At 63.4% G+C, this 22,595-nt stretch carries 19 protein-coding genes, 1 tRNA gene and 1 pseudogene; 11 read left to right on the forward strand and 10 right to left on the reverse strand.

Translation table 11 applies throughout. From position 1 onward, the window contains the following. The first annotated feature begins 238 nt into the window (after positions 1–238). The 3 genes from CCUG20998_RS17380 to CCUG20998_RS17390 all read left to right on the forward strand — a co-directional run bounded on the left by CCUG20998_RS17380 (position 239) and on the right by CCUG20998_RS17390 (position 3,277). Positions 239–643, forward strand: coding sequence for a site-specific integrase (locus CCUG20998_RS17380; protein WP_231389757.1), 405 nt, complete (start codon positions 239–241; stop codon positions 641–643). Between the two features lie 12 nt (positions 644–655). Then, positions 656–868: a tyrosine-type recombinase/integrase gene (locus CCUG20998_RS17385; RefSeq protein WP_020730390.1), complete on the forward strand. Its 213-nt coding sequence runs from the start codon at positions 656–658 to the stop codon at positions 866–868. Between the two features lie 828 nt (positions 869–1,696). Next, complete coding sequence (locus CCUG20998_RS17390; protein ID WP_197720193.1) at positions 1,697–3,277, forward strand: P-loop ATPase, Sll1717 family; 1,581 nt, start codon at positions 1,697–1,699, stop codon at positions 3,275–3,277. Here the strand turns inward: CCUG20998_RS17390 and CCUG20998_RS17395 are convergent. Beyond that, positions 3,274–3,603, reverse strand: a complete 330-nt coding sequence (locus CCUG20998_RS17395; RefSeq protein ID WP_116269128.1) for a hypothetical protein — start codon at positions 3,601–3,603, stop codon at positions 3,274–3,276. The genes CCUG20998_RS17390 and CCUG20998_RS17395 overlap by 4 nt on opposite strands. Positions 3,604–3,761: 158 nt before the next feature. Between CCUG20998_RS17395 and CCUG20998_RS17400 the strand changes: the two genes are divergently transcribed. Together CCUG20998_RS17400 and CCUG20998_RS17405 are read left to right on the forward strand one after the other, a co-directional pair. Further along, complete coding sequence (locus CCUG20998_RS17400) at positions 3,762–4,337, forward strand: hypothetical protein (RefSeq protein ID WP_103654115.1); 576 nt, start codon at positions 3,762–3,764, stop codon at positions 4,335–4,337. A gap of 413 nt (positions 4,338–4,750) precedes the next feature. Continuing rightward, the gene (locus CCUG20998_RS17405; protein WP_103654116.1) at positions 4,751–5,059 is read left to right on the forward strand and encodes a hypothetical protein; all 309 of its coding nucleotides are present in this window, start codon (positions 4,751–4,753) and stop codon (positions 5,057–5,059) included. 108 nt (positions 5,060–5,167) lie between these two features. On the opposite strand, the gene CCUG20998_RS17410 is transcribed toward CCUG20998_RS17405, so the two are convergent. Both CCUG20998_RS17410 and mobF read right to left on the reverse strand, forming a co-directional pair. Next, positions 5,168–6,295, reverse strand: coding sequence for a hypothetical protein (locus CCUG20998_RS17410; RefSeq protein ID WP_103654117.1), 1,128 nt, complete (start codon positions 6,293–6,295; stop codon positions 5,168–5,170). Positions 6,296–6,507: 212 nt separating this feature from the next. Then, on the reverse strand, positions 6,508–9,312 hold the full coding sequence (gene mobF / locus CCUG20998_RS17415; protein ID WP_103654118.1) for a MobF family relaxase: 2,805 nt from the start codon (positions 9,310–9,312) through the stop codon (positions 6,508–6,510). Between the two features lie 413 nt (positions 9,313–9,725). Between mobF and CCUG20998_RS17420 the strand changes: the two genes are divergently transcribed. Then, positions 9,726–9,932, forward strand: coding sequence for a helix-turn-helix transcriptional regulator (locus tag CCUG20998_RS17420; RefSeq protein ID WP_012395231.1), 207 nt, complete (start codon positions 9,726–9,728; stop codon positions 9,930–9,932). A 120-nt stretch (positions 9,933–10,052) separates the two neighbouring features. Beyond that, entirely contained in the window at positions 10,053–11,228 is a 1,176-nt protein-coding gene (locus CCUG20998_RS17425; RefSeq protein WP_161965526.1) for a site-specific integrase, read from the forward strand. 43 nt (positions 11,229–11,271) lie between these two features. Here the strand turns inward: CCUG20998_RS17425 and CCUG20998_RS17430 are convergent. Further along, a tRNA-Ile gene (locus CCUG20998_RS17430) sits at positions 11,272–11,345 on the reverse strand. Positions 11,346–12,082: 737 nt separating this feature from the next. Here CCUG20998_RS17430 and CCUG20998_RS17435 point away from each other — a divergent pair. The 3 genes and pseudogenes from CCUG20998_RS17435 to CCUG20998_RS17445 all read left to right on the forward strand — a co-directional run bounded on the left by CCUG20998_RS17435 (position 12,083) and on the right by CCUG20998_RS17445 (position 14,068). Then, positions 12,083–12,934 carry a hypothetical protein gene (locus CCUG20998_RS17435; protein WP_020730388.1) on the forward strand — a complete coding sequence of 284 codons (852 nt, stop codon included), beginning with the start codon at positions 12,083–12,085 and terminating at the stop codon, positions 12,932–12,934. Positions 12,935–13,102: 168 nt separating this feature from the next. Continuing rightward, positions 13,103–13,261 (forward strand): annotated as a pseudogene (locus CCUG20998_RS29335) (MMPL family transporter); the annotation flags it as partial. 339 nt (positions 13,262–13,600) lie between these two features. Continuing rightward, positions 13,601–14,068, forward strand: coding sequence for a DUF6197 family protein (locus CCUG20998_RS17445; protein ID WP_020730384.1), 468 nt, complete (start codon positions 13,601–13,603; stop codon positions 14,066–14,068). A 101-nt stretch (positions 14,069–14,169) separates the two neighbouring features. Here CCUG20998_RS17445 and CCUG20998_RS17450 read toward each other — a convergent pair whose 3' ends face one another. Then, the gene (locus CCUG20998_RS17450; protein ID WP_036456289.1) at positions 14,170–14,721 is read right to left on the reverse strand and encodes a VOC family protein; all 552 of its coding nucleotides are present in this window, start codon (positions 14,719–14,721) and stop codon (positions 14,170–14,172) included. Between the two features lie 231 nt (positions 14,722–14,952). Here CCUG20998_RS17450 and CCUG20998_RS17455 point away from each other — a divergent pair, with 231 nt between their 5' ends. After that, positions 14,953–17,550: a cation-translocating P-type ATPase gene (locus tag CCUG20998_RS17455; protein WP_020730381.1), complete on the forward strand. Its 2,598-nt coding sequence runs from the start codon at positions 14,953–14,955 to the stop codon at positions 17,548–17,550. On the opposite strand, the gene CCUG20998_RS17460 is transcribed toward CCUG20998_RS17455, so the two are convergent. From CCUG20998_RS17460 to CCUG20998_RS17480, 5 genes are all read right to left on the reverse strand, one after another. Next, entirely contained in the window at positions 17,547–17,849 is a 303-nt protein-coding gene (locus CCUG20998_RS17460) for a hypothetical protein (RefSeq protein ID WP_012395238.1), read from the reverse strand. The two genes, CCUG20998_RS17455 and CCUG20998_RS17460, sit on opposite strands and share 4 nt — an antisense overlap. 173 nt (positions 17,850–18,022) lie before the next feature. Continuing rightward, positions 18,023–18,796, reverse strand: a complete 774-nt coding sequence (locus CCUG20998_RS17465; protein WP_172607293.1) for an Rv1352/Rv1906c domain-containing protein — start codon at positions 18,794–18,796, stop codon at positions 18,023–18,025. A gap of 5 nt (positions 18,797–18,801) precedes the next feature. Next, a complete protein-coding gene (locus tag CCUG20998_RS17470; protein ID WP_020730378.1) occupies positions 18,802–19,656 on the reverse strand; it encodes a carboxymuconolactone decarboxylase family protein in 855 nt (284 codons plus the stop codon). Between the two features lie 40 nt (positions 19,657–19,696). After that, positions 19,697–21,070: a metallopeptidase TldD-related protein gene (locus CCUG20998_RS17475; RefSeq protein ID WP_020730377.1), complete on the reverse strand. Its 1,374-nt coding sequence runs from the start codon at positions 21,068–21,070 to the stop codon at positions 19,697–19,699. Continuing rightward, positions 21,067–22,584: a TldD/PmbA family protein gene (locus tag CCUG20998_RS17480; RefSeq protein WP_036456287.1), complete on the reverse strand. Its 1,518-nt coding sequence runs from the start codon at positions 22,582–22,584 to the stop codon at positions 21,067–21,069. The genes CCUG20998_RS17475 and CCUG20998_RS17480 overlap by 4 nt, the downstream gene beginning before the upstream one ends. Positions 22,585–22,595: the final 11 nt, after the last annotated feature.

The raw sequence follows: 22,595 nt of genomic DNA on the forward strand, positions 1-22,595 counted from the left end.
GGGGACGTAGCCGTCCCCGGAGACTGCCGGTAAAGCCACATATTCGATTCCGGCGTATTTGGTCGTGCCGGGCGGTGGAAATGGACTATAGCTGAGCCCGCCCGCATAGCGCGTTCCAGTTGGGAGGTGTCTTTGGTGTTCGGTCGCCGACACGAACGGCAAGTAGAGGAGCTGAACGCCGACACCGGCTCGGATCGACGCGGCAATCCGTTCGATGCGCGCGGCCCACGGCGCAACGATGGCTCGCCAGGCGAAGACAATTCTGCGTGGCGGATTGCAGCTGGCGGTAATGGCCAACACGTTGGGCGCCAACCCGGTCCGCGATGTTCAGCCGATCAGGCTCAAGCGACGACCAACTGGCGCGACGGCGCTCAGCGCCGACGATCTGCGCGACCTGCTGGTGCGGCTGCGGGCCGACGACTACTGCCAACGAAACGATCTTGTTGACCCGATCACCGTGCTAATCGCCACCCGGCTTCGCCGATCCGAGCTGCTGGCGTTGCGGTGGACCGACTTCGACAAGACGAAACAGACGATCGCGGCCACCGGAAATGTGGTGCGCGTATTGCCGAGGTTGTTGGGGTCGCGAAGGGTGCCTGCTGTCGTTGGAAAGACTACGGTCATTTCGCCAATGCATGGGTAGCAGTGGCGGAAAGTGCGCGACGAACTCGGCGTGCCCGGCGTTACCACCCACTCGTTCCGCAAGACTGCCGCGACGTTAATCGACGAGGAAGGCCTATCCGCTCGCGTCGGCGCCGACCACCTCGGACACTCCAAAGTGTCGATGACGCAGGATCGATACATGTCTCGCGGGCGCGTGCACACCGAGGTCGCCGCGCTGTTGGACCGCGCCATGAAGTACGAATAGAGGTCCAATCAGATGATTAGGTACGCTAGTTACCATCTCTGACGTGGGGCGGGCGGGGCTCGAACCCGCGACCAACGGATTCTCAAAAGGCCGATCTCGCGAAGTCCGGAAAATGCGCGACTGTTCTGTGCCGCAATGGATTAGCCGTCTCGGCGATCCCGCCAAAACCGACCGGATTCGGGCCTTTTCTCAATCATTCGCGATGAATAAACGATGACTGCTGCGCCACGCTCTGCCACTGCGGCGGCAGTCATATCGCAGGCGAGAACCTATCCACAATCAGTCTGGAGCCACACGCTATGCACGATGCTGAAAGACCTGCGTGTTCTTATCCCTACCTTGCCCCGGCTTCTTATCCCTACCTTGCCCCGGCCCGACTCGTATCTCGATTACGTCTTTGCCCACGGTAGGTAGAACGAGAACGAGTATGGGACTAAGTCGGCGCCGTCCTGACCGAAACAACACGACGAATGAGCTGAACCCCCGGCGCTAAGTCGGCCTCTACGTACTCAGCAAAGCACGCACGATCGGCCAGACCACAATAGAACAGGAGCACACCCCGGCGGCACTGACCGCCTGAACCATCACCGCGAAGAATCACACGATGACGCCGTACATCACGTCCCTGGACTTGACCCGCGTCGGATCGAGGACGGCGTGCCAATCCGTCACCCCGCGCTCATATCGAGTTCATGCCGCGACGGAGGCGGCTCGTGCCCCGAGGATCGAAAACGCTTGGTTAACGGCAGGCTAAGGTGAGACACTCTGATGTACTCGCTCGGATGCCACCCTTAGTCGAGTGGTTTTGCCAGAAGATCGGAGGCAGCGTTGACGGGCGCAACTCAGCAAATACTCAGATTAAACTGGATTAATCTAGGCGCACCCGCTGCGGAACGCGACATCAACGCTGGGCTGGCAGATTATTTTATCGAAAGTAAAGCCTTCGAGAGAGTGGCCGCGCGCGAGAAAACAATTGTTATCGGCAATAGAGGCTCCGGCAAAAGCGCAATTTTTCAGATCTTGGCGATTCGCGCTAAAGCAACTGGCGCTAGCGTGATCGAACTGTTCCCGGAAGATTATTCCTACGAGTTATTGCATCAGTCCATGTTATCTGAAGGCCAGGGTTCGTGGGCAAAGCATGGAGCATATGCGGCCGCTTGGAAATATCTTATTTATGTATCCGTCATGAAGAACCTTTCTTCGGCTTTGCACGACATACCTAAGCCAGTGATTCAAAAACATCAAGATGCCACTCAGGTCAAACGAGGAAACAAACAGACTGGACGAAAAAATTCCCTCGCCGCGATTAAGAGATATATTCGAGATAACCATTATGCAGGCCAGCCGAGTAAATTATCTTGGCTTATTTCCTATTTGAAACGTATCGAAGGCGTCAAAATAGGAAAATACGAAGCATCATTGAAGGCTCGAGAGCTAGAAAAGCTGTATAAGCTTGAAGAGATAGAACACTTACTTCCGCATCTAGAAAAGGTTTTACAATCCAAGCGGGTAGTAGTCCTCGTAGACGAATTAGATCGCGGATGGGATGCGAGTGAGGACGCGCAAGCATTTGTCGCGGGGCTGTTCCAAGCCTGCTTATCGATTAATCAGCTAAGTCCCGACTTGACGGTTTATATGAGCCTACGCCAGGAGCTTTACGATAACATTCCCGCACTGTACGACGACGCACAGAAATATCGAGACCTTATCGAGTACGTGCGATGGGACGAGGTAGGACTTAGACGTCTTGTTTGCAAACGTTTGCGATACAATTTCCAAGCAAGATATCCGCAGAATCACTGGGCACCTGATCAACCTTCCGACGGCTACTTGTGGACTCAATTTATGCGCGAGGACTTCCCAGGCGATCTATCTTCTTTTAGCTACCTCGCCGATCGCACACTTTTCCGGCCTCGCGAGATCATACAGTTTTGCAGTCAGATTGTGGACTATGCGCGAGAGAATTCCCATCCTCTTCCCCTGGCTCATAATACAGTTTCGCTCGCCGAACCGGCTTACTCGGATGAGCGCGCGAAGGATATTGCGGCAGAATTTCGGCTTCAGTACCCACGATTGCTGCAGGTTTTCGAGGGCTTTCGGGGAGTAAACAGCATCCTCTCGCGTAATGATATCGAGGAGATTTGCCTTCGGATCATTTGTGAAGATTGGCCAGCGGGCGACTCTCCGGAGTGGATTGAGAATCTCGACCCATCAAACTTGGTAGAGATTCTGTGGCGTATCGGATTCCTTTGTGCACACACCGCTGCAAGTACGACTGGTGGGCTTGCTACGAACGGGAGCTACGTAGGCTCGCACCAATTCGCTAGCCTAAACTTGAGGAAGAGCGACAGTTTCCAAGTGCATCCTATGTTCCAAGCTTGGCTGGGAATCGGCGAGGCCGGCATTTAGCAGACTGGTGGCAAGTCGGCATTCGGTAGTGCTTCTGGAGCCAGGTGGATGGCAGTCATCGGGTCCCGCAGAGTCCCGTTGACCGACGGAATATTGCGAGGAACTCTCGCGAGCCCCGGCGGGCCCGGGTCGACTCCAAGAGCCGGCAGATATGTCAGTGACGACGCCGAAACGACATGACCGCCAGCATCGCGGTACGTGGCTTCGTTTGGAGTGGGGTTGTCGTGCCACATCATGACCTGTTCGGCCGTGGGGTTATACCCACTGTCGTTGCACAGAGCGATGATTGCGAACACCCGGTACTGCTCATCCGAGAGGATCTTCACCTTGAGAGATTCTAGAGAGCGGGTCCACGATTCGGGGGTGGCTGGCTGGGCGACCGATGCGGACGCGTCGCCTCGCAAAAGTCTCTCCAGCGCGGAGGCGTGGGTGACGAAGATGCTGCAGGGCGCGGCGTTCTGGCTCCGACGCGTAGCGTGAATGCGTGGACATCCTGCAATGGGTGCCTCTGCTTGGCGCTGCAGGCATCGGGTCGGTGATCACCAGCTATGTCGGAGCAGGTAAGGCTAGGCGCGAGGTGCGCAGCGCTGTTCTAGAAGCTCTGGCTATGACTGAGGGTTCTCGGTGGGCAGGTCTGGACAAGGACCACCCCACATTCAAAACCGCGAGCCGCGACTTTGAAACCGCTGCTCTCATTGCTCGGATACCCAGGCCCGCTGTGCAGCAATACCTCGTTCTAGCGGACGCCGCCCGCCGGTACAGCGTGGAGGACTATGCCATAAAGGGCTGCGACGAGGAGATTGGCGCCGGGGCGATTAACTCGGACTTGGGCAATGTTGTCCAAGAGTCGGCTGAGATTGTCACCCAGCTCGCATGGCGCCCATGGTGGTCACGGGTTACATATCGCGTCAAGCTGAGAAAAGTACGCAATAAGGCAACAGACATCGACAATAAAGACGTCAGGCAACAGCTCGTCTACGCGCAGTGGGCGCTGACAAGGTCCCCCGGTTCACTCGGTGAGCTGTACGACGAATACTTCTCGGACAGGAAGAAGAAGTAGAACTGATCCATCCCCTGGGGGCGGGACAAACGCCCCGACCCGCGGGTCGCTTCGCAAAGTCTCCCGCGCGCGGAGGCGCGGGAGCGGACGGTCGACAATCATCCCTCCGGGACAGTGTGAGTATTTTGAGTCCGTTTGGAGCCAGCAAAGACGGCGGGATTCGCATTTACCGTGGCTAGATAGTCGTGCGGTCGGAGGCACCAAAGTGGCTGATTACCAGGGGTTTAACGCGACAGCAAACAAGCTGGGTCAAGCCGAGTTGACACCGGTAACGGCAAGTTGCGTTCGAAGCTTCGCCTCGAGTCGCTTCGGGTGCAACAGTGTGCATGGTGCGACGCGGGTCGAAGCCGATGGGATTTGGCAGCCGTCCGAGAATTGGTGAAGCTGCATCACGATGGAGGAAGGGGCAAACCATGACCAGCAACCAGACGATCCTGCGCTTGTACATCAAGCAGATCGTGCCCGATGGCGACCATCACTTGGCCAGTGATGAGGAAGTCCTGCAAACTGCGATGGACTTCGCAGCACAGACCGGGGTCGACATCGACGACGCCGCCCGCGCGCTAGAGCTTGGAGCAGAGAAACTTGACGTCACCACCAAAGAACTTGTCGCCGCCGTGACGTCACTGTGCGTCTTTCTCCAATGCAGCTTCCACGAAGCGGTCTGGCAACTGCAACGTGTAGTGAATGTGGTGCAGCAGATTGAGCAGGGGACGCCGTAGCCCTCGCCTCGAGTCATTTCGGGTGCAACAGCGTGCACGGTGCGACTCGGGTTGAGGCTGACGGGATTGGGCAGCCGTCCGAGGATTGGTGAAGCAGTTGTTCGCGGGTTAGTAAAGACCTTCGAAGCGCTCTCGACGCCTACGTTCGTAGTCTTCAGACTCGAGGTACCAATCAACTTCGTATGCTTCCAGGGCGTCGATTTCTTCTTGGTTTGCTTCGGTGGTTATCCGCATGTGGTCATCCAAGTGTGTGAGGTCAAGCAATTCGGAATCCAGATGTAGTCCGCATAAGCTGCAGACGAATTCGCACGATTGGAGTTCTATCTCAACCAAGTACCATGGGTCGCCGCGCCAGCTCTCTTGCTCCGTGGGTTGTTCCGTCCATGGGGTTCCTCTGCTGCCGGTGGCGGTGTAGGCAAGCCAGCCTTCGTATCCACAGACGGGGCATTCTGCTCGCGCAGTCTTGTAATCGGTTTGGAGAAGAAGTTCGTCGGCATCGTTAAGTTCTGGGTCTCGGTCAGCGAGTTGCTTGAATGCTTCGTTGTCCAGGCCCATCTGTTGCAGTCGTTCGTAGGTTCGCCGCGCGGCGGCCATCAACTCTTCGAGTTCGAGCCGGCGGGCTTCCTGTTCCTGCTTTAGCCGTTCATCAACGTGCGGGAGCAGCTCAGGCCCCCAAAAGGTGGTTCTGTCTAGCGTGGGGTCAAAGCTGGCGGTGATGTTGAGTATGGCTTCGTTGAGTCGGGTCATTGTGTTCAAGGCTTCGCGGAATAAGGTTGCGTCGACTTGCCCCATGTGAAGTGCGAAGTTTCGTACGACAAATATTTTGGAATCTCTCTGCAGGTTGAAGTCAATGGAATGCGAGTGATTCAGGATTGACAGGCATTCGGCCGCTGTCTTTGTTTTTGCTTCGTGCGGTGATGTCGCGGGGATACCTGAGTACAGCAGTAGGCTCTTGGCGTCTCTTTCCGCGATCAGCGTGGGGGATACGAGGGTGAGGGCGGCTTTGCCTAGTAGCTCGACAGCCGTCCCTATCGAGGTGGCGCGGTCGAGTTGGTCGAGTTGGTGTTCGGCAGCGGCGAGCGCCCGGCGGGCGTGCAGAGCGGCGACGGTGAAGAGGTGTTTGGGTAGTTCCTCGTGGGCGAAGCCCCGCCCGATGCCAGGCCAGATGGTGCGCGCCGGCGTCGTTGAGGTGCTCGCATCGCCCGTCGTGGTTGCTGGTTGTCGTGGCTGATTCATGAAAACACACCTCGAAATGGAATTGGCGGGTGTAAGCCTAGATCCCGGTCCCGTAGTCAGTCACCGGTTTAGCCGCTGGCTTTCGGCTGATGGGGCGCTGGCTGAAGCGTCGGGCTGCCCCTGAGGAGAGCAACGGCAGCCCGACTAAGCAGTCAGGCGCCTCTTGCATGCCGGTGAGCGCGTGATCGCTACCGGTTTGTCGTGTGGCGGACTCATAGGCCTAGGGAGTAGCCGACGTCCTTCCCGTGGCCGTGGTCGATGTGCTGATCGACTGCGCGGCCGTCGGTGACATTGATTCCTACGACGGTGTCACGCCTTTGCTGATGAGCGGTGCGTCTCTGCTGAACAGCATCAGAGCGCCGACGAAGAAGGCTACGGACAGGCTCGGGGAGGACTGAAGCGTCCGCGTCTTGTGCGATCTGGTGAGCGGTGCGGGCTTGCTCGTCGTGGTTGGCGATGAGGGCGCGGGCCCGCTGTGCGGCTTCTTTGGCGGTGCCGCGCCGTGGTATGTGAACTCCGCCGGGTTGGCTGTGCTCGTTTTCGCCGGCGATCCGCTCGTGTAGGTAGGCGGTGTTGGAGCTGCGGCCGCGGGTCATCGCGACGTAGAACAGCGCCCGGGTGGTGTTCTCGCCCAGCACGGCGTGAGTGGTGTCGGCGGTGACACCTTGTGCGGAGTGCACGGTGATCGCGTAGCCGTAGGTGATGTGCTCGCGCAGGTAGTCCCCGGTGAACGCAGCGCGAGCGCCGTCGGTTAGCCGGCGGGCGGCGATGCGATTCTTGTCGGGGTCGACGGCGTAGATGCGCCAGCGGTTTCCGTTGCGCACGGGGTCGGCGTGCCTTCTGATGTTGGTGGCGTCGAAGACGGGCAGGGTGGGGTCGTTGCGGCGGCTGATGATCATGTCACCGACCGCGATGCGGTGCCCTCGCGCGGCGATGATAGTGGGCTGGTCGGCGGCAATGGTGTCGCGGTGGATGCGGTGATTGAGGGCATCGGTCATCTCGGTGGTGCCGCAGATCAGCAGGGCGTTTCTGCCAGCGGCGGTGTCACGGTGGTAGGCCGCCAGGGCATCGGCGGCCATCGCGATGGCATCACCGGTGTGCAGCCGGCCGTGAGTGCGATACCACCCGACAGCGCGGCGCACCGGGGCGGGCCCACCGTCGCGAAGGGCCAACGAGGCGGTGCGCTCCTCGGGGTCGCGCATGCGCCAGACTTCGCAGAGTTCCTGGGTCCAGGGCAGGTCGGCGCACAGTTGGGCAAACATACCGCCGCGCGCCTTGACCGGGGCCAGCTGGTGTGAGTCTCCGACGAGCACGGTCTTGGCTTTGGCTGTTGTTGTGGCGGTGAGCAGCCGCCGGAGATCGTCGGTGCCGACCATGGCGGCTTCGTCGACCACGACCAGGTCAAGGTGGCCCAGGGTGAGGGTGCCGGTGTCCAATTCGTGGAGGGCTTTGGCGATGGTGTAGCCGGTATCGCCGGCGTCTTCGCGGATGGCGACGTCCACAGCGTTGCCGGTTGGTGCGAGGACGAAAACGCGGGCGGTGTGGCGGCGGCGCGCCATCGCCGCCAGCGCCCGCAGGGAGGTGGTCTTACCCGCACCCGCCGGGGCACTGAGCGGCTGCACCAACCAGGGCGAGGTGGCGATGTTTTCCACGGCCCGTTGTTGATCCGGCGACAACCCCTCGGTATCGCCTTCCTTGACCCACAATTGCGAGCGGATATCGTGCGCGTCGACCAGCTGCAGGAGGGCGGCTTCTTCGGCCAAGATGCGGTCGAGGGTGAACCGTTCGTGGCCCTCACGCTGATGGGGTTGCCGCGCCGCGGTGAGCCGGATCCCGATCTCATCGACGACGTTCTCGACGAGCCGGCGTGGGCTCTGCTCGGTGTCGACGGGCAGTTGCGCGCCGACGATCTCCACCAGGTCAGCGCGGGTGAACGCGGCCTTGTCGATCTGCTCGGCGGCCGCGGCCAGCCGGCGCCGATCAAACGGCTGCCGCGACCCCTCGCGGCGGGCTTGGCGCGCCGCCCGCCGGGCCGCGTCATCGAGGTGCAGTCCCCGTTCATCGGTGCGCCAAGCGGCCCGCAACTCAGCGAACGAAAGCTGTTCAAGTTTGGTCGGGCGGGTGGCTTTTTGGGCGGCGCCCAGCTGTGCAGGCGAGAGGTTTTCGCCGTCGGCCAAGGCGAGGTTTCCGGCCGCCCACTCGCGCAACTGGGTGGAACGCTGAGACCAGGCGGTGACACTCTCGGGCGCGATGCCGGCGACTTCGGCCATGCCGGTGGCAGGGTCCACCGACAGCCACTCAAAACTCAAAGACTGGTGCAGTTCACGGCGCAGCGTGGCCTGGTAGATAACCCCGGCGGCTTTGGCTTCGTGATACAGCGACGTGCCATCAATCGACACCAACTGGCCGTCGGCGCGAGCCTGCCGGTTGGGGACGATGACATGGGTGTGCAGGTGCGGATCGCCCGCGCGGGAGGTCTCGTGCTGATAGGCGATCGCCACCAGACCGGGCAGCCGCGCAAGGTCTTTCTCCCCCGTGACCGGGTTGTGTACGCGGGTGTATCCGGCATGGGCCGCCAGGTATTCCAGGGCCTCCGACACCGCGGCTGCGTGCGCATCAGCGATAGCTTTGTCGGCCACATCGCCGGCCCGAAGAGCGCGGATCAGCGACACACTTTTAGGGGCGCAGAACGTCAGATCGAAGCCATGCACACCGCGGTTCCCGAACGCGCGTCCGGACGCTCCGTTGGGTGCTATACCGTCGTCGAGCCAGCGCTGCACGACCTCGGGATCGGCCGGGCCTCCCGCGCGCTCAACATCGGTCAGGCCGACGAGTTTGGCCGCGGTGTGGGTGTCGCCGGCGCACAGCCAGACCGGGATGCGGGTGTCGTGTTCGGCGTAGTACTCCCCCAGCCCTCCGCCTGCGCGCTGGGCATCGAGGGCGGCCGCGGCGGCGGCGCGGGCGGTGTCGTTGTAGTAGTTGATCGACCACCGCGACAGCTTGGCAATCGTCAACACGTCGTACCGCCCGACAACTCAAACCGCCTGGCGCACAACCGCGGCGGTAGCACACTATGTGTGTGCTACCGCTAATCTCGCACACCGGTGTGCAAATGTGCCATAGCAATCGGCGGGATTACGGATTTATTTGCGGTGCAACAAAAGACGATCAGGATAAGCGAGAGTTAATGAGAATCATTGGGAAAAGCGTTGAGCAATAGTATGTCTGATGCAATCTTGATGGACAACGGGGCAAGAATGCAGACGGATAGCCGCGTGCACTCCGGAAAGCGGTGCACCGCCACGTCGGCGACCGCGCGCCGCGGCCGAACCGCACGCTCGCTCACTCTGACCGTGGCATAAGCCCCAGACAGAGCAGATGATATTCACATGGGCCAGCCTTCCGGCAGCCAGCGAGGGAAAGAGTCGCCATGGAGGAGATCACCGACGACAGGTGGATAACTCGACAGGAGCTGGCGGACCGCTACGGCGTGCCCGTGAAGACACCTGCCGAGTGGGCATCGAAAGGAACGGGCCCGCCCTATGCCAAGTTCGGCCGGCACGTCCGGTATCGAATGAGCGATGTCGTCGCCTGGGAGACAACACAAATGAACCAACGCAGGCGAAACTCCGCGTAGCGGTTCCTGTGTCGGTGATGCGCTATACAGTGCATGCAAACGGGCGATTCGCAACGCTGGAACAACGCTCGGCCTGGCAAGTCATGGCCCGGGATGTCCAGCCTCGCAGAAGTAGGAACCATGGCAGGAAGGCCGCAACTCCGGATCGGTACTCATGGCCAGATCAAACGCATCTACACAGGTGGTGGCGTTTGGCTGGCGCGTTGCCGCTACCGTGACGCCGACGGCGTGACCCGCATCGTCCAAAGGCTAGGTCCCGCCGACGAATACGACCAGCACGGCAAGCTGGCCGCGGACGCTTTGATCGCTGCGCTCGGGGAACGCAAACGCTCCGCCAACCACGGTGAAATCAACCCAGACACAAGGGTGACTGACCTCGTGGAACAGCACCTTGCCCGGCTGGCCGAAGACGGCCGCTCACCTGTCACCATGTCGACTTACCGCTTCACAACCAACAACCTCAAGAAATTCATCGGCGGGTTGCGGGTAAGCGAAGCAACGCCTGCCCGCATGGACGCGACCCTGCGCTCCATGCGGAGCGCGCACGGCGCGACGAGGGCCCGTCAGTCGAAGTCGATACTGCGCGGCGCCCTACAACTCGCGGTGATGGCCAGCGTCCTAGGCGCCAACCCGGTGCGCGACGTGCAACCGCTGCGGTCCAAGAGCCAGCCCAAGGGTGCGGTCGCGCTCACGGCCGACCAGCTGCGCGAACTTCTCGCCAAGCTGCAGGCCTCTGACTTCTGCAAAAAGCACGACCTTATCGACCCGATCACCTTGCTCATCGCCACCGGCCTGCGGCGCTCGGAACTGCTCGGCCTGCGCTGGGTCGACTTTGACGAGAAGGCGAGCATGCTTGCCGTCACCGGCAAGGTCATCCGCGTGCCCGGCGAGGGCCTGCTGCGCGTCGATGAGACCAAGTCGGCCGCCGGTCGGCGAACCATCCCGCTACCGAAGCTCGCCGTCGACATGCTCCTGAAGCGCCGGCAGCTGCCCTACCTCGGCGAGCAGGTGGTCATCTTCCCCTCGACGGCCGGGACCCTTCGCGACCCGAACAACTTCGGCAAGGAGTGGCGCACGGCACGAGACGAACTCGGGGTAGCCGAGGTGACCACCCACAGCTTCCGCAAGACTGTGGCGACCCTCATCGACGACGAGGGGCTCTCAGCCCGGATCGGCGCCGATCATCTCGGCCACAGCCACGTCAGCATGACTCAAGACCGCTACATGACCCGAGGTCGCATCCACACGCAGGTAGCGGACCTGCTGGACCGCGCCGTCCGCATAAACGATGAATAAACGATGACTTGGCGAGACCGATCTTGAAAAATAGCCTCTGACGTGGGGCGGGCGGGGCTCGAACCCGCGACCAACGGATTATGAGTCCGCGGCTCTAACCAACTGAGCTACCGCCCCTGGCGCTATCTAGCTTCGGACATGATCTCCGATCTCGTGGTTTCGGCTTCCGGATACCCCGGTGCTTCCGATCGCTTGCCTACGACACCCGCTGCGCGGCCAGGCGGTGGCTGTGCAGGTGCCTGAGGCGATCAAGCGTCTTGACCACTCTCGGGTGCCCTAGAAGCCTCTGCACAATTTTGACATTAGTGCTCACGCCGGTCGCCATCGGCACCCTGGGCAGTCGCGGCCCGTGCGGCGCCGCCCCGCAACCCCAGCGCTTCGCCGAAGGAGCGCTGGCGTGCCCCGGCATAGATCGAAATGCCCCTCCGTGACGCACCCAGCCAAACGGACGGCGCAAAACGCAACGGCCAGGAAAGCCAAAACAACAAGCACCTGGCCCACCAAATCCACCCGCGTGGCACATATTTTTCGAAACCAAAGCACCCCTGTCAAGCACTTTCGTAAATTGAGAAACTCTCCACCTGCGCTCTCCCGGAAATACTTCTCACGCCAACGCCGTGACCTGCACAAATCTCCGTGCGGAGACAAATACATTTCTCACCAACAAGGCGAATGAAACACCGCGCAATACAATGAGCCAGCACTAGCAGAATCGATCATCAACTCGCTAACCAGGAGAACGGCGCGGCCTCCTCACTAGTCCCATTTCCTACACTTGACCCGCCGCCGGTAAGACCGCATAATCTTGCGAAACTTAACGACTGGACAGAAACCAAGCTGAGGAGAACTCCGGCATGGATCGATCAATTCTCCGACGCGACGAATTCAAATATCTTCATTTCACCGAGGCCCAGCAGTCCGGCCTCGTTCACCTTGCGCATCGCATTCATGCACAGAGCTACGTCGCATCCCAATTTGTCACGGCGGATTCACTGGTGGACGGAGCCTTGCCTGCAGAGCTCGATCATGCACGCGGCCAGCACGTCACCTATTCCATTGCCTACGTGGCAGACTCGCAGATCGAGGAAGAGTCACTCGGGTCCTCGGACCCTACCGGTCACGCGATGGCGACATGGCGGATTCGAGATATTGCCCCCGATGACGACTTCACCTCCCTGCCGGCGTACACCTCGACGGCCGGCGCCCTATCATCAGACGGACTCGATTTCCTGCGCTCAGTAGATGGCGATCCGAGATCGATACTGCGAGAAATCGGCGCCCTTGCAAAAACACCGATGTGCCCGGCCGGTGCGGTACTCGAAATCATTCGGGACGCGCTCCATCGTGCGCTTGCCCGTGACGTCGACGAGGTCTGGTTCTTTAGCATCGTCCAATCGACGTATGAGACATTCGTAAAGCACCTTGGATGCCTAACGGTCCGGCCGATCGGCAATGCGGTCCGCTTACGAAAATCCGGGGTGCGGTCTCATGTGCGGCTTGTACCGGTGATTGTCGAGCCGCGCCGATTCCTCGAGAGCCTCTACCGGTGCGCAACCACTCCGGCGAACCCCCGCGCAAGAACGCAGCTGGCGAGCTTTGAGTTCTTTGCAGAAGGGCTGCCCGAAGACTACGTCAGCAAACAGGTAGTCGCCGCATCGGTAAACCAGGAAGAAGTGGTGTCCTCGAACGCAAGATGTCTCGCATGAATCGTGTGGGTTCGTTTGGCTGAATGCATCGATCATCGAGGGCCACCAAGGCCGACCAAGTCAGCATGACGGATCACAAACGCAGCGCAGCGCACCCGACTGCGCTCGGGAATCTGCGGTCGGGGGACAACATCCAGCACGCGATCGGCGGCTGCCCGCCGACCGGGGCGCACCGTTGGACAGGTCGGCACCACCATCGCGTTGGGCCTGCTGTTCGACACCTTGATTGTGCGCTCGTTCATGACGCCAGCGATCGCCGCGCTGCTTGGTCGCTGGTTCTGGTGGCCCCAGAATCCACCGCGGAAGCGGCTTGCGCTGAAACCATGAACACCCCAGTCGGCCAGGCCGCACACCCCGTCATTTCCCCTCAGGGTGAGACTGATTTCCCCAGTGGAGAAGAATTTGCCCAGGTCAAACGGCCCCGCTGAGACAGCCAGAGCTATGGCGCGGCCGGCTCGCTGCTCAAGTCAGTCCAATTGCTTGACAGTGCGCACCGCCATTTGAAAGATGATGGTGGACAGCATGATTCGATATGCCTTGTTGCCGGTGCAGTCGCGTCGGCCAGTGGCTTGTCGCATCGGGTCGACTTCGCCCGGCACGCCGGCCAACCGCTCTAACGCTTCGTCGAATCCACAACTTCCATAACGACTGCCGGGGGCGACTCGTATGAACAACGACACCGTCACTGCCGCGGACGTCATGCGAGCGCTATCGCTGGCTCGCGAGGTGCTAAACAGGCAACCCGAGCTGGCCAAGGGCCAACCTTTCACCTGGACTGCGGGGCGCCCGTGCCTGTCCATCCACGCGGCCATTGTCTTCGCCAGTCCCAACCCACGGGTCCGCGATGCCGTGAGCGAAGCGACCCTGCAAGCACTGCAGGGCCAGTTCCGGGGTCGCCGTATCGAGGATTTCAACGACCACCAGCACACCACCGTCAGCGACGCACAAAGGCTGCTACAGCGGGCGAAAGCCAATGCTCTGGCGGTGGCTGCCGTTGATGCCGAAACGATTTGGATTCCCGCCCGGTCATCGGCGACCCCGCCGCACCGCACCCCTTGGCACCGCCCCACCCACCTGTCTGATGTGCCGTGGAATTCGCCGGGCTGCGAGTGGAAGGATCGCCGCTCCGGATGAGGCGACCTCGCCACGACAGACGCAAGACCCCCGGCTCAACGGTCCGCGGGAAACCGTGCCCCACGGCCGATGAGCCCCGTCGACGGGACAGCGCAGCAAGATCAGCGTGGCGTTCGCCCCGGCAGGCTGCGCATGGCTTCGCGCGCAACGGAACGCTTCCACTCCGGATGGTCCGCCGAAACAGCGCGCAGGGCGCGATAGGACTTCCAGAAATCACGCGGGGACGGAACCGACGGCAGCCGCGCCAACTCCCAGTGGATGCCGTTGATCGGATCGTCGAAGAACACCGCGTAGTAGCCGGGTGTGTAGATGGGATATTCCCTGGGCGGGTCGGTGACGGGGATTGCCCGCGGGAGCAGAAAGTCTCGATGGAAGCGATCGATTTCCGCCCGGCTTCTGGCCCACAGCGCGATGTGGTTGATGCCGACCTTCTGGTCCCGATGCCGTAGCTGCCCGCCACCGTCGGCGGGCTGAATGCCAATGTAGCTGTGCGGCAACGGGAACCGAGCCATGTAGTACGTCGACCGATATTCGATATCGAGCGTCCAGAAGCTCATGTAGCCTAGCCAGCCGAACATCGCGTCATAGAAGGCGATGGACTTGTCGTAGTCCACAACATTGAATTCCACGTGGTGAACACCGCGCCAGCGCATCGCGCCTCCCTACCTCACCGGGCCAGACCGCGTGAGCACCACCGGGCCCCAGACCCGTGCACCCGACAACTATCACCGTAGGCGTCGGGTAAGGCCACCGCTTCGGTGGACTTCTCCGCTGCCCAACGACCGCGCCGGATATAGCATTTCGGCTGGTGACAGTGGTGGGTCCGAGCACGGGGCACCGCGCGCCCTCGGCGCCGAGCCCGGCACCGGTTGAGAGGAGGGCCGATGGCCGACGTCCTGCCACCCGGGCTGAGCACGGCGCAAGCCTGCGAACGGCTCGCCCACGATGGCGCCAACCGACTTCCGGCCGCCAAACGGCCCTCGGTGGGCCGGCGCCTGATCGGGGAGCTGACTCATTTCTTCGCCCTGCTGCTGTGGGCCGCCGCGGTGCTGGCATTCTTCGCCGATCTTCCCGAATTGAGCATCGCGATCGTTGCCGTGATCGTGCTCAATGGCGTCTTCGCCCTGATTCAGCAGGCCCGCGCCGACCGGGCCGCCGACCGGCTTCAACAGATGCTGCCGACGCGGATCACGGTCTGGCGTGATGGCCGCCGGCAGGTGATCGAAGCCGAAGATGTGGTGGTCGACGACATCGCGCTGCTGGAAAGCGGCGACCGCGTGCCGGCCGACGCCGTGGTGCTCACCGAAAACCGGCTGCTCGTCGACTCCTCGATGCTCACCGGTGAAAGCGAGGCCGGCGGCGTGGCCAGCGGTGAACCGCTGTTCGCGGGCACGTTCGTGGTCGAGGGAGACACGTGCGCACGAGTCACCGCGATCGGCCAGCACACCCGCCTGGCCGGGATTGCCCGGCTGACGACCTCGACCACCAAACCCGACACCCCGCTGACCCGCGGCCTGCGCGGCGTGGTGCGCCTGACCGCGACGATCGCGGTCAGCGTCGGCGCGATCTTCCTGCTCGTCTCGGTGCTGGTGGGCAACCCGACCCAACAGGCCTTCGTGTTCGCGATCGGTGTCACGGTGGCCCTGGTCCCCGAGGCGCTGCTGCCCACCGTCACCCTGTCGCTGGCCTGGGGATCCGAACAGATGGCCAAACGTCAGATCCTGGTCCGCAACCTCGAGGCCGTCGAGACGCTGGGCTCGACGACGTTCATCTGCACCGACAAGACCGGCACCCTGACCCGCAACCAGATGACCGTCGTGCAGGCCTGGACCCCTGCGGGCTCGCTGAGCGTCGAGGGCGCCGGCTATGGTCCAACGGCGCAGCTGGCGTGGTCGTCTTCCGGGGCAGTGGATCCGGTGCGCGAACTGGCCCTGGCGGCCCAGCGCTGTTCCACCGGGTACGCCGAAGAGGTCGACGGACGGTGGCGCGCCCACGGGGATCCCATGGAAGCGGCGTTGGACACCCTGGCCCGCCGGGTGGGCATCCACACCGCCGACGACCGTCGCACCAGCTCCGTGGCGCTGCGCTTGCCCTTCGATCCCCGACTGCGCCGCATGGCCGTGGTCGCGGCGGACCAGATTCTGGTCAAGGGAGCACCCGACAGCGTGCTCCCGCACTGCGGGGACAACCCGGCAGCCCGGCAAGAGGTGGAGACGTTCACCGGCCGGGGGCTGCGGGTGCTCGCCGTCGCGGCGGCCCCACGCGACGGCCGCACCCCCCGCAACCTCGAAGAGTGCGACCAGGGGCTGCGGCTGCTGGGCTTGGTGGCGTTGGAAGATCCCCCGCGCGAGGGCATCGGCGACTCGCTCCGGGCCTGTCGGGGGGCCGGCGTGAAGGTGGCGATGGTCACCGGCGATCATCCGGCCACGGCCACGGCCATCGCCAACGAGGTGGGTCTGCGTTCCCCCGACGCGCCGGTGCTGTCGGGGACGGACTTGCCCACCGACGAACAACACCTGGCGGTGCTGCTCGACCACGACGGCATCGTCATCGCCCGGGTCTCCCCGGAGGACAAACTGCGCATCGCCCGAGCCCTTCGTTCCAGGGGCCACGTGGTGGCGATGACCGGGGACGGGGTCAACGACGCCCCCGCGCTGCACGAAGCCGACATCGGCGTGGCCATGGGCGAATCCGGCACCGACGTCGCCCGCGAGGCCGCCGACCTGGTGTTGCTCGACGACTCCTTCGCCGGCATCGTGGCCGGGATCGAGCAGGGCCGCGCCACCTTCGTCAATATCCGGCGATTTCTGACCTACCACCTGACCGACAATGTCGCCGAACTCGCGCCGTTTCTGGTCTGGGCGCTGTCCGGCGGCCTGTTTCCGCTGGCTCTGGGCGTGCTGCAGATTCTGGCGCTCGACCTGGGCACCGACACCTTGTCCGCGGTTGCGCTGGGGGCCGAGCCGCCGGCCAAGCACCTGCTCGAGGGACCGCCGGTGCATGGCCGGCTGATGAATCGCACCGTGTTGCGCCGGGCCTTCGGGCTGCTGGGGCCCCTCGAAGCCGTCCTCACCCTTACGGCTTTCCTGGTGTCGCTGATGGCGCTGGGCTGGCGCGTTGGTGATCCGTTTCCCACCGGCGCGCACCTGGCCGCGGCATCGGGCGCGGCGTTTATGACGGTGGTCCTGGCTCAGACGGCGAACGTCTTCGCCTGCCGGTCCTCCTCGCGCTGGCCTGGATCGCTCGGTTGGTTCACCAACCGGCTCTTGGTGCCGGCGGTGCTCATCGAGCTGGCCTTCTCGCTCATCGTGATGTGGGTGCCGCCCGTGGCGAGGCTGCTCGGCCAGTGGAACCCGCCGCTGTGGGGCTGGGCCGTCGCGCTGGCCTCCATGCCGATCCTGCTCGCCGTCGACGCATTGGATAAGCGGGTACGGTCACGGCGGCGGCGGGCCGGAATACCGCCAAACGGTCTATCCCGCTAAAGGTTTGGGCTGACCGCATCGGGGCCGTCCGCGGCATCGGCTGCTGCGATCAATGCCCGCGCCAACCCGCGAGCCCGGTGTGCCGTGAGGGGCTGGTCAGGTAGCAGCCCGCCGACCGCTACTCGGGACACGACACGCCCGTCCGCGTACTGCATGCCGCGGATGCACACGGTGATGTCGTGAGTTTCGTGCGGGCTTTCGACCGTCCATCTGCGGCCGTCGAAGAGACGAATCCCGCCTTCCCCGGTGGCGACCCCCTTCGGGCTCGCGGGACGCTCAACATCAGGATGACCGGCCATGGTCACTTTGCTCCCTTGCGATGTCCTGCATAGCGCCCCAAACCTACGTCGACTCGGCGCCATGACACAAGCGAACATTGCAGTGCTACAACATAATCCACACACATACGGCAGGCGAATGTCAGCTGGCGAGAAGGTGAACGGCACCGCCCGCGGGCCGCACCGCGATGGCGCTAATACAGGTAGACGACCGCGCCGTCACCGCCGCTGCACGTCACCAGCGGCCCGTTGGCGGTGCAGGTCATCGAGTAGGACTGACCGGTCACCGGGCTGACCACCTCCACCTGTCGAGGTGCGGCACCGGCGGGGGCGCCGGCTCCGTAGGCGAGCCGAACCTGCTCGGCGAAGGGACAGGAGGTCGCCGGCGTTCCCGCGGCCGACTGGGCGAATCCGCCCGCGGGCCCGGACACGTTCGGGCAGGCTTGGGCGCCTTCCGGCAACGTCACGGGCGTGGTCGACGTCGTGGTGGCTGTCGTGGTCGTGGTCGTGGTGGCGCTCGAATCCAGGGTCCAGGGTGGACAGTGTTGGGTCTTGAAGGCCGCATCGCTCGGCCTGATCTGGACCACTTGGGGGCCGGTACCGGCGCCGTTGGCGATGACCTCGTCGAGGGTTCCGCCGACCCCCCTCAGCCGTTCCCAATAGCAGGAGTCGCCACCCGCGGAGCGATAGGTGCCGGCCTTGATGTCCACTCCCACCCGAAAGGTGCCGTCCCCCGGAATGCCGCTGGCCGGACCCGCGGAGGTGGTCGTCGGCGGAATCGACACCGTCGTGCCCGGATAGATCGGGGGTAACCGTGATTCTTCGTTGCCCCCGGTGGGCAACCTCGGTGCCGCTGACCTTCCGCCGGATCCAAAACAGCCCGTCAGCCCGCACGCCGACGCCACCCCCACGACGATGGCGACAACCGCCTTCGCCGCGATGACCCGTCGCCCGCGGCCGCTAGCCACACCCGTCAACTGAACACCGTCTGACCATCCGCACCGATGCGATAACGCTCGGTGCCCCGTTCGACCCTGGGCGCATCGGCACCCAGCGACACAGCGATCTTGTTGCTGGCATTACGCATGATGTCAAGAGTCAGCTCGATGGCCTCTGCCTCGGAGAACCGGGAGCGCACCTCGGCGGCATCGTCGACGGCGAGGTGCGCAGGGGTCCAAATTAACGTATCGGTATACCTCAGCGCTGCTTTTGCGCGGTCATCGAGCACAACAGAATGCTCGAAACCCTCGATCTCGCCGTAGAGCGGCTCGGAGCCACCCGCGTCCAGCGCGGTGCTCTCCCGCAGTGATTTGCACAGCCGACAGTTGTGCTGGGCCGCACCGCGCAGCCGCACCAGCTCGGAGATCACCGGGTCCAGGGCGCGCATTCGGGCCACTGCGGGCAGAAATTCGTTGAACACCACCTGGGACGGATCGGTGCCGTGATCCCACTCGATGGGCGCCCCCACCCAGCCCAGATAGTCCCGCCCCACCCCCAGTGCTTGCAGCCCGGCCCGCACCCGCGGCACGAAGTCGGCGATGAAGATCGATACGACGGCACCCAATGTGGAGTCGCCCAGCTGCTTGAACAATCGAGACCGTTGTTCGGCGCTGATCGAAGAAACGTCCGCGCTGAATTGTTCGGCGAACTCCGCGACAACGGCCTCGGCTGCTGACTGCGGTTCGGCAACGACGACCTCCGCGGGCAACGCGGGCAACCCGAGCGTGCGCGCACAGACCTGCCGAACCAGCCCCGCGATGCGACCGTCGCCCGGGGACACCACAACCAGTCGGGCCAGCGCATCACCGACTGGAGCCGCAGCCGCCATCCATCACACGCTAGAGCGCGCCATCACCCACAGCAATCACTTACTGCGCCTGACTGACCGACGACATGTGAAAGTCCGGAATCCGCAGCGACGGCATCGCCGTGCGGGTAGCCCAGTCGGACCATTCCCGCGGCAGCGTCACCTCGCTGACCCCGGCTTCGGTGGCCCGTCGAAGCAGGTCAAGCGGGCTTTCGTTGAAACGGAAGTTGTTGACCGCCGCGGTCACCTCGCCGTCTTCGACCAGGTACACGCCGTCGCGGGTCAGCCCGGTGAGTAGCAGCGTGGTGGGGTCGACCTCGCGGATGTACCACAGCGTGGTCAGCAACAGGCCGCGTTCGGTGCCCGCGATCATGTCGGCCAGATCGTTGGAGCCACCCGTCATCAGCAGGTTGTCGGCCGCAACGGCCACCGGAGCGTCGAACTTGGCGGCCGTGGCTCGTGGATAGGCCAGCGCGTTGATCGCCCCGTTGCGGATCCAGTCCACCTGATCGATGGCCATACCGTTGTCGAACACCGAGACCGTCTCGGTGGAGTTGCTCACCGCGACGAACGGGGCACACGCCAACCCCGGCGCCATCGGATCGGAGAACAGGGTCAGCGGCAGGTCGGTGAGCCGCTCCCCTACTCGCGTGCCGCCGCCCGGCGCGGACAGCGCGGTGCGGCCCTCCTGTGCGCCGCGGCCGGCCATGGACCACGCCAGATAGAGCATCATGTCGGCCACCGTGGACGGCGGCATGATCGTCTCGTAGCGTCCCGCGGGTAGCTCGACCCGGCGCTGGGCCCAGCCCAGTCTGATCGACAGCTGCTCGAGCAGCAGGTCGGTGGGCACGTTGACGAAGTTGGGTGTCCCGACGCCCGCCCATGCGCTGGCATCGCCGTGTTTGAGGTTGATTTCCACCGCTCCGGCCGGCTGGGTATAGCGCCGCCGCAGGCCCGTCGATGACGCCAGGAATGTCGTCGAGACGCTGTGGTGGGCGTAGCCGTACAGCCGGTCGGCGCCCCGGAACTCCCGGCTGAGCGAGGCGGCGACGTCGGCGAACACTTCGGGACCGGTGCCGGCCACCGGCGCATCCCAGTCCACCGGCACCCCGGCATCGGCCAGCAACGGTGCGACATCGCCGGCCTCGGGGGCCGAACACGCCGCGTCCTGCGATGCCGCCACCAGCCCGGGCAGCGCCGACGGGTCTACCTCGCCGGATACCACCGCTCCGACGAAGGCGCTATCGCCCTGGCGCACAATCGAAATCACCGTGATGTGCCGCTGGGTCGACAGGCCGTTGGTGGTCATCGAATTGTTCGCCCAGCGCAGCGTGGCCTCGGTTTTGTCGACGACGAGCACCATGGTCTCGTCGGCGCGGCCACGCTGTGCCGCCTCGTCCAACACGATGTTGACGACGTGCTGCGCAGTGATCATCGTCCGCCCTCGGTACGGGTGTTGAGTATGTTGACGCCACGGAACAGGGCCGACGGACAGCCGTGACTGACCGGGGCAACCTGACCGGGCTGGGCCTTGCCGCAGTTGATCGCACCGCCCAGCCGCCAGGTCGACGGGCCTCCCACCGCCTCCATGGAATTCCAGAATTCGGTGGTAGTGGCCTGATAGGCGATATCGCGTAGCTGACCGTCCAGGCGGCCATCCCGGATGCGGAAGAACCGCTGGCCGGTGAACTGGAAGTTGTAGCGCTGCATGTCAATCGACCAGGACTTGTCTCCGACGATGTAAATCCCGTCTTCGACGCGGCCGATCAGATCGGCCGTGCTCAGGTCCTCGGCTCCGGGTTGCAGTGACACATTGGCCATCCGCTGGATCGGGACGTGATGTGGCGAGTCGGCGTAGGAGCAGCCGTTGGAGCGCGGCTGGCCCAGCCGCGGGGCGAACACCCGGTCCAGTTGGTATCCGACGAACATCCCGTCGCGCACCAGATCCCAACTCTGTGACGCCACCCCTTCGTCGTCGTAACCGATGCTGGCCAAGCCGAATTCGACGGTGCGATCGGCGGTCACGTTCATGACCGGTGAACCGTAGCGCATGCTCCCGAGCTTGTCCGGGGTGGCGAACGAGGTGCCGGCATAGGCGGCTTCATAACCGATGGCCCGATCGTATTCGGTGGCGTGGCCAATGGATTCGTGGATCGTCAACCACAGATTGGTTGGGTCGATCACCAGATCCGTGGGTCCCGCAGTCACGCTGGGTGCCTTGGTCTTCTCGGCCAACAGCGACGGCAGCTGGGCCAGCTCGTCGGTCCAGTTCCAGATCTCGTCGCCGGCGACCACTTCCCAACCGCGCGCCGTCGGTGGCGCCAGGGTGCGCATGGAATCGAAAATGCCCGCCCCGGAGTCGACGGTCACCGCCTCGAGCGACGGGTGCAACCGCACCCGCTGCTGTGTGATCGACGACCCGTAGGTGTCGGCATAAAAGGTCTGTTCCTTGACCGCGTTGAGGCTCGCCGATGCGTGATCGACGCCGTCAGCGCTCAACAATCGCCCCGAGTAGTCCTCCAGCACCGCGATCTTCTCGCTGGCCGGCAAGCTGAACGGGTCGATCTGATAGTTGGAGACCCATACGGCGTCGGTGTACACCGGTTCGGGTGCGAGTTCGACCCGCTCGGTGTTCAGCGCCGCCAGCGTGCTGGCCACTCGCACCGCCCGCCGTGCCGTGTCGGCCGCGGCCGACGCCGACAATTCGGCGTGCGAGGCGAATCCCCAGGTGCCGTTGACGATCACCCGGACCGCGAAGCCAAGCTCACGACTGAGGATCGCGGTCTCTAGCTCCCCGTCGCGCAGGTGGATGATTTCGGTGCCGATGCGCTGAATACGCAGGTCGGCGTAGCTGGCCCCAGCCGCGGTGGCCGCCGACAGCGCAGCGTCGGCCAGTGCAAGGCGCGGCAGGTCCAGGAATTCGGCATCGATTCCCCGGTTCGGTGTCACGACTCCACCGT

The organism is Mycobacterium marinum, assembly GCF_003391395.1.
Lineage (GTDB): Bacteria > Actinomycetota > Actinomycetes > Mycobacteriales > Mycobacteriaceae > Mycobacterium > Mycobacterium marinum.

Excerpts from the sequence above, each read along its gene's own strand:
- CCUG20998_RS17380 (WP_231389757.1), top strand. The coding sequence starts at position 239 with ATGGCTCGCCAGGCGAAGACAATTCTGCGTGGCGGATTGCAGCTGGCG.
- CCUG20998_RS17405 (WP_103654116.1), top strand. The coding sequence starts at position 4,751 with ATGACCAGCAACCAGACGATCCTGCGCTTGTACATCAAGCAGATCGTG.
- CCUG20998_RS17410 (WP_103654117.1), bottom strand. The coding sequence starts at position 6,295 with ATGAATCAGCCACGACAACCAGCAACCACGACGGGCGATGCGAGCACC.
- CCUG20998_RS17420 (WP_012395231.1), top strand. The coding sequence starts at position 9,726 with ATGGAGGAGATCACCGACGACAGGTGGATAACTCGACAGGAGCTGGCG.
- CCUG20998_RS17425 (WP_161965526.1), top strand. The coding sequence starts at position 10,053 with ATGGCAGGAAGGCCGCAACTCCGGATCGGTACTCATGGCCAGATCAAA.
- CCUG20998_RS17435 (WP_020730388.1), top strand. The coding sequence starts at position 12,083 with ATGGATCGATCAATTCTCCGACGCGACGAATTCAAATATCTTCATTTC.
- CCUG20998_RS17445 (WP_020730384.1), top strand. The coding sequence starts at position 13,601 with ATGAACAACGACACCGTCACTGCCGCGGACGTCATGCGAGCGCTATCG.
- CCUG20998_RS17450 (WP_036456289.1), bottom strand. The coding sequence starts at position 14,721 with ATGCGCTGGCGCGGTGTTCACCACGTGGAATTCAATGTTGTGGACTAC.
- CCUG20998_RS17455 (WP_020730381.1), top strand. The coding sequence starts at position 14,953 with ATGGCCGACGTCCTGCCACCCGGGCTGAGCACGGCGCAAGCCTGCGAA.
- CCUG20998_RS17460 (WP_012395238.1), bottom strand. The coding sequence starts at position 17,849 with ATGGCCGGTCATCCTGATGTTGAGCGTCCCGCGAGCCCGAAGGGGGTC.
- CCUG20998_RS17470 (WP_020730378.1), bottom strand. The coding sequence starts at position 19,656 with ATGGCGGCTGCGGCTCCAGTCGGTGATGCGCTGGCCCGACTGGTTGTG.
- CCUG20998_RS17475 (WP_020730377.1), bottom strand. The coding sequence starts at position 21,070 with ATGATCACTGCGCAGCACGTCGTCAACATCGTGTTGGACGAGGCGGCA.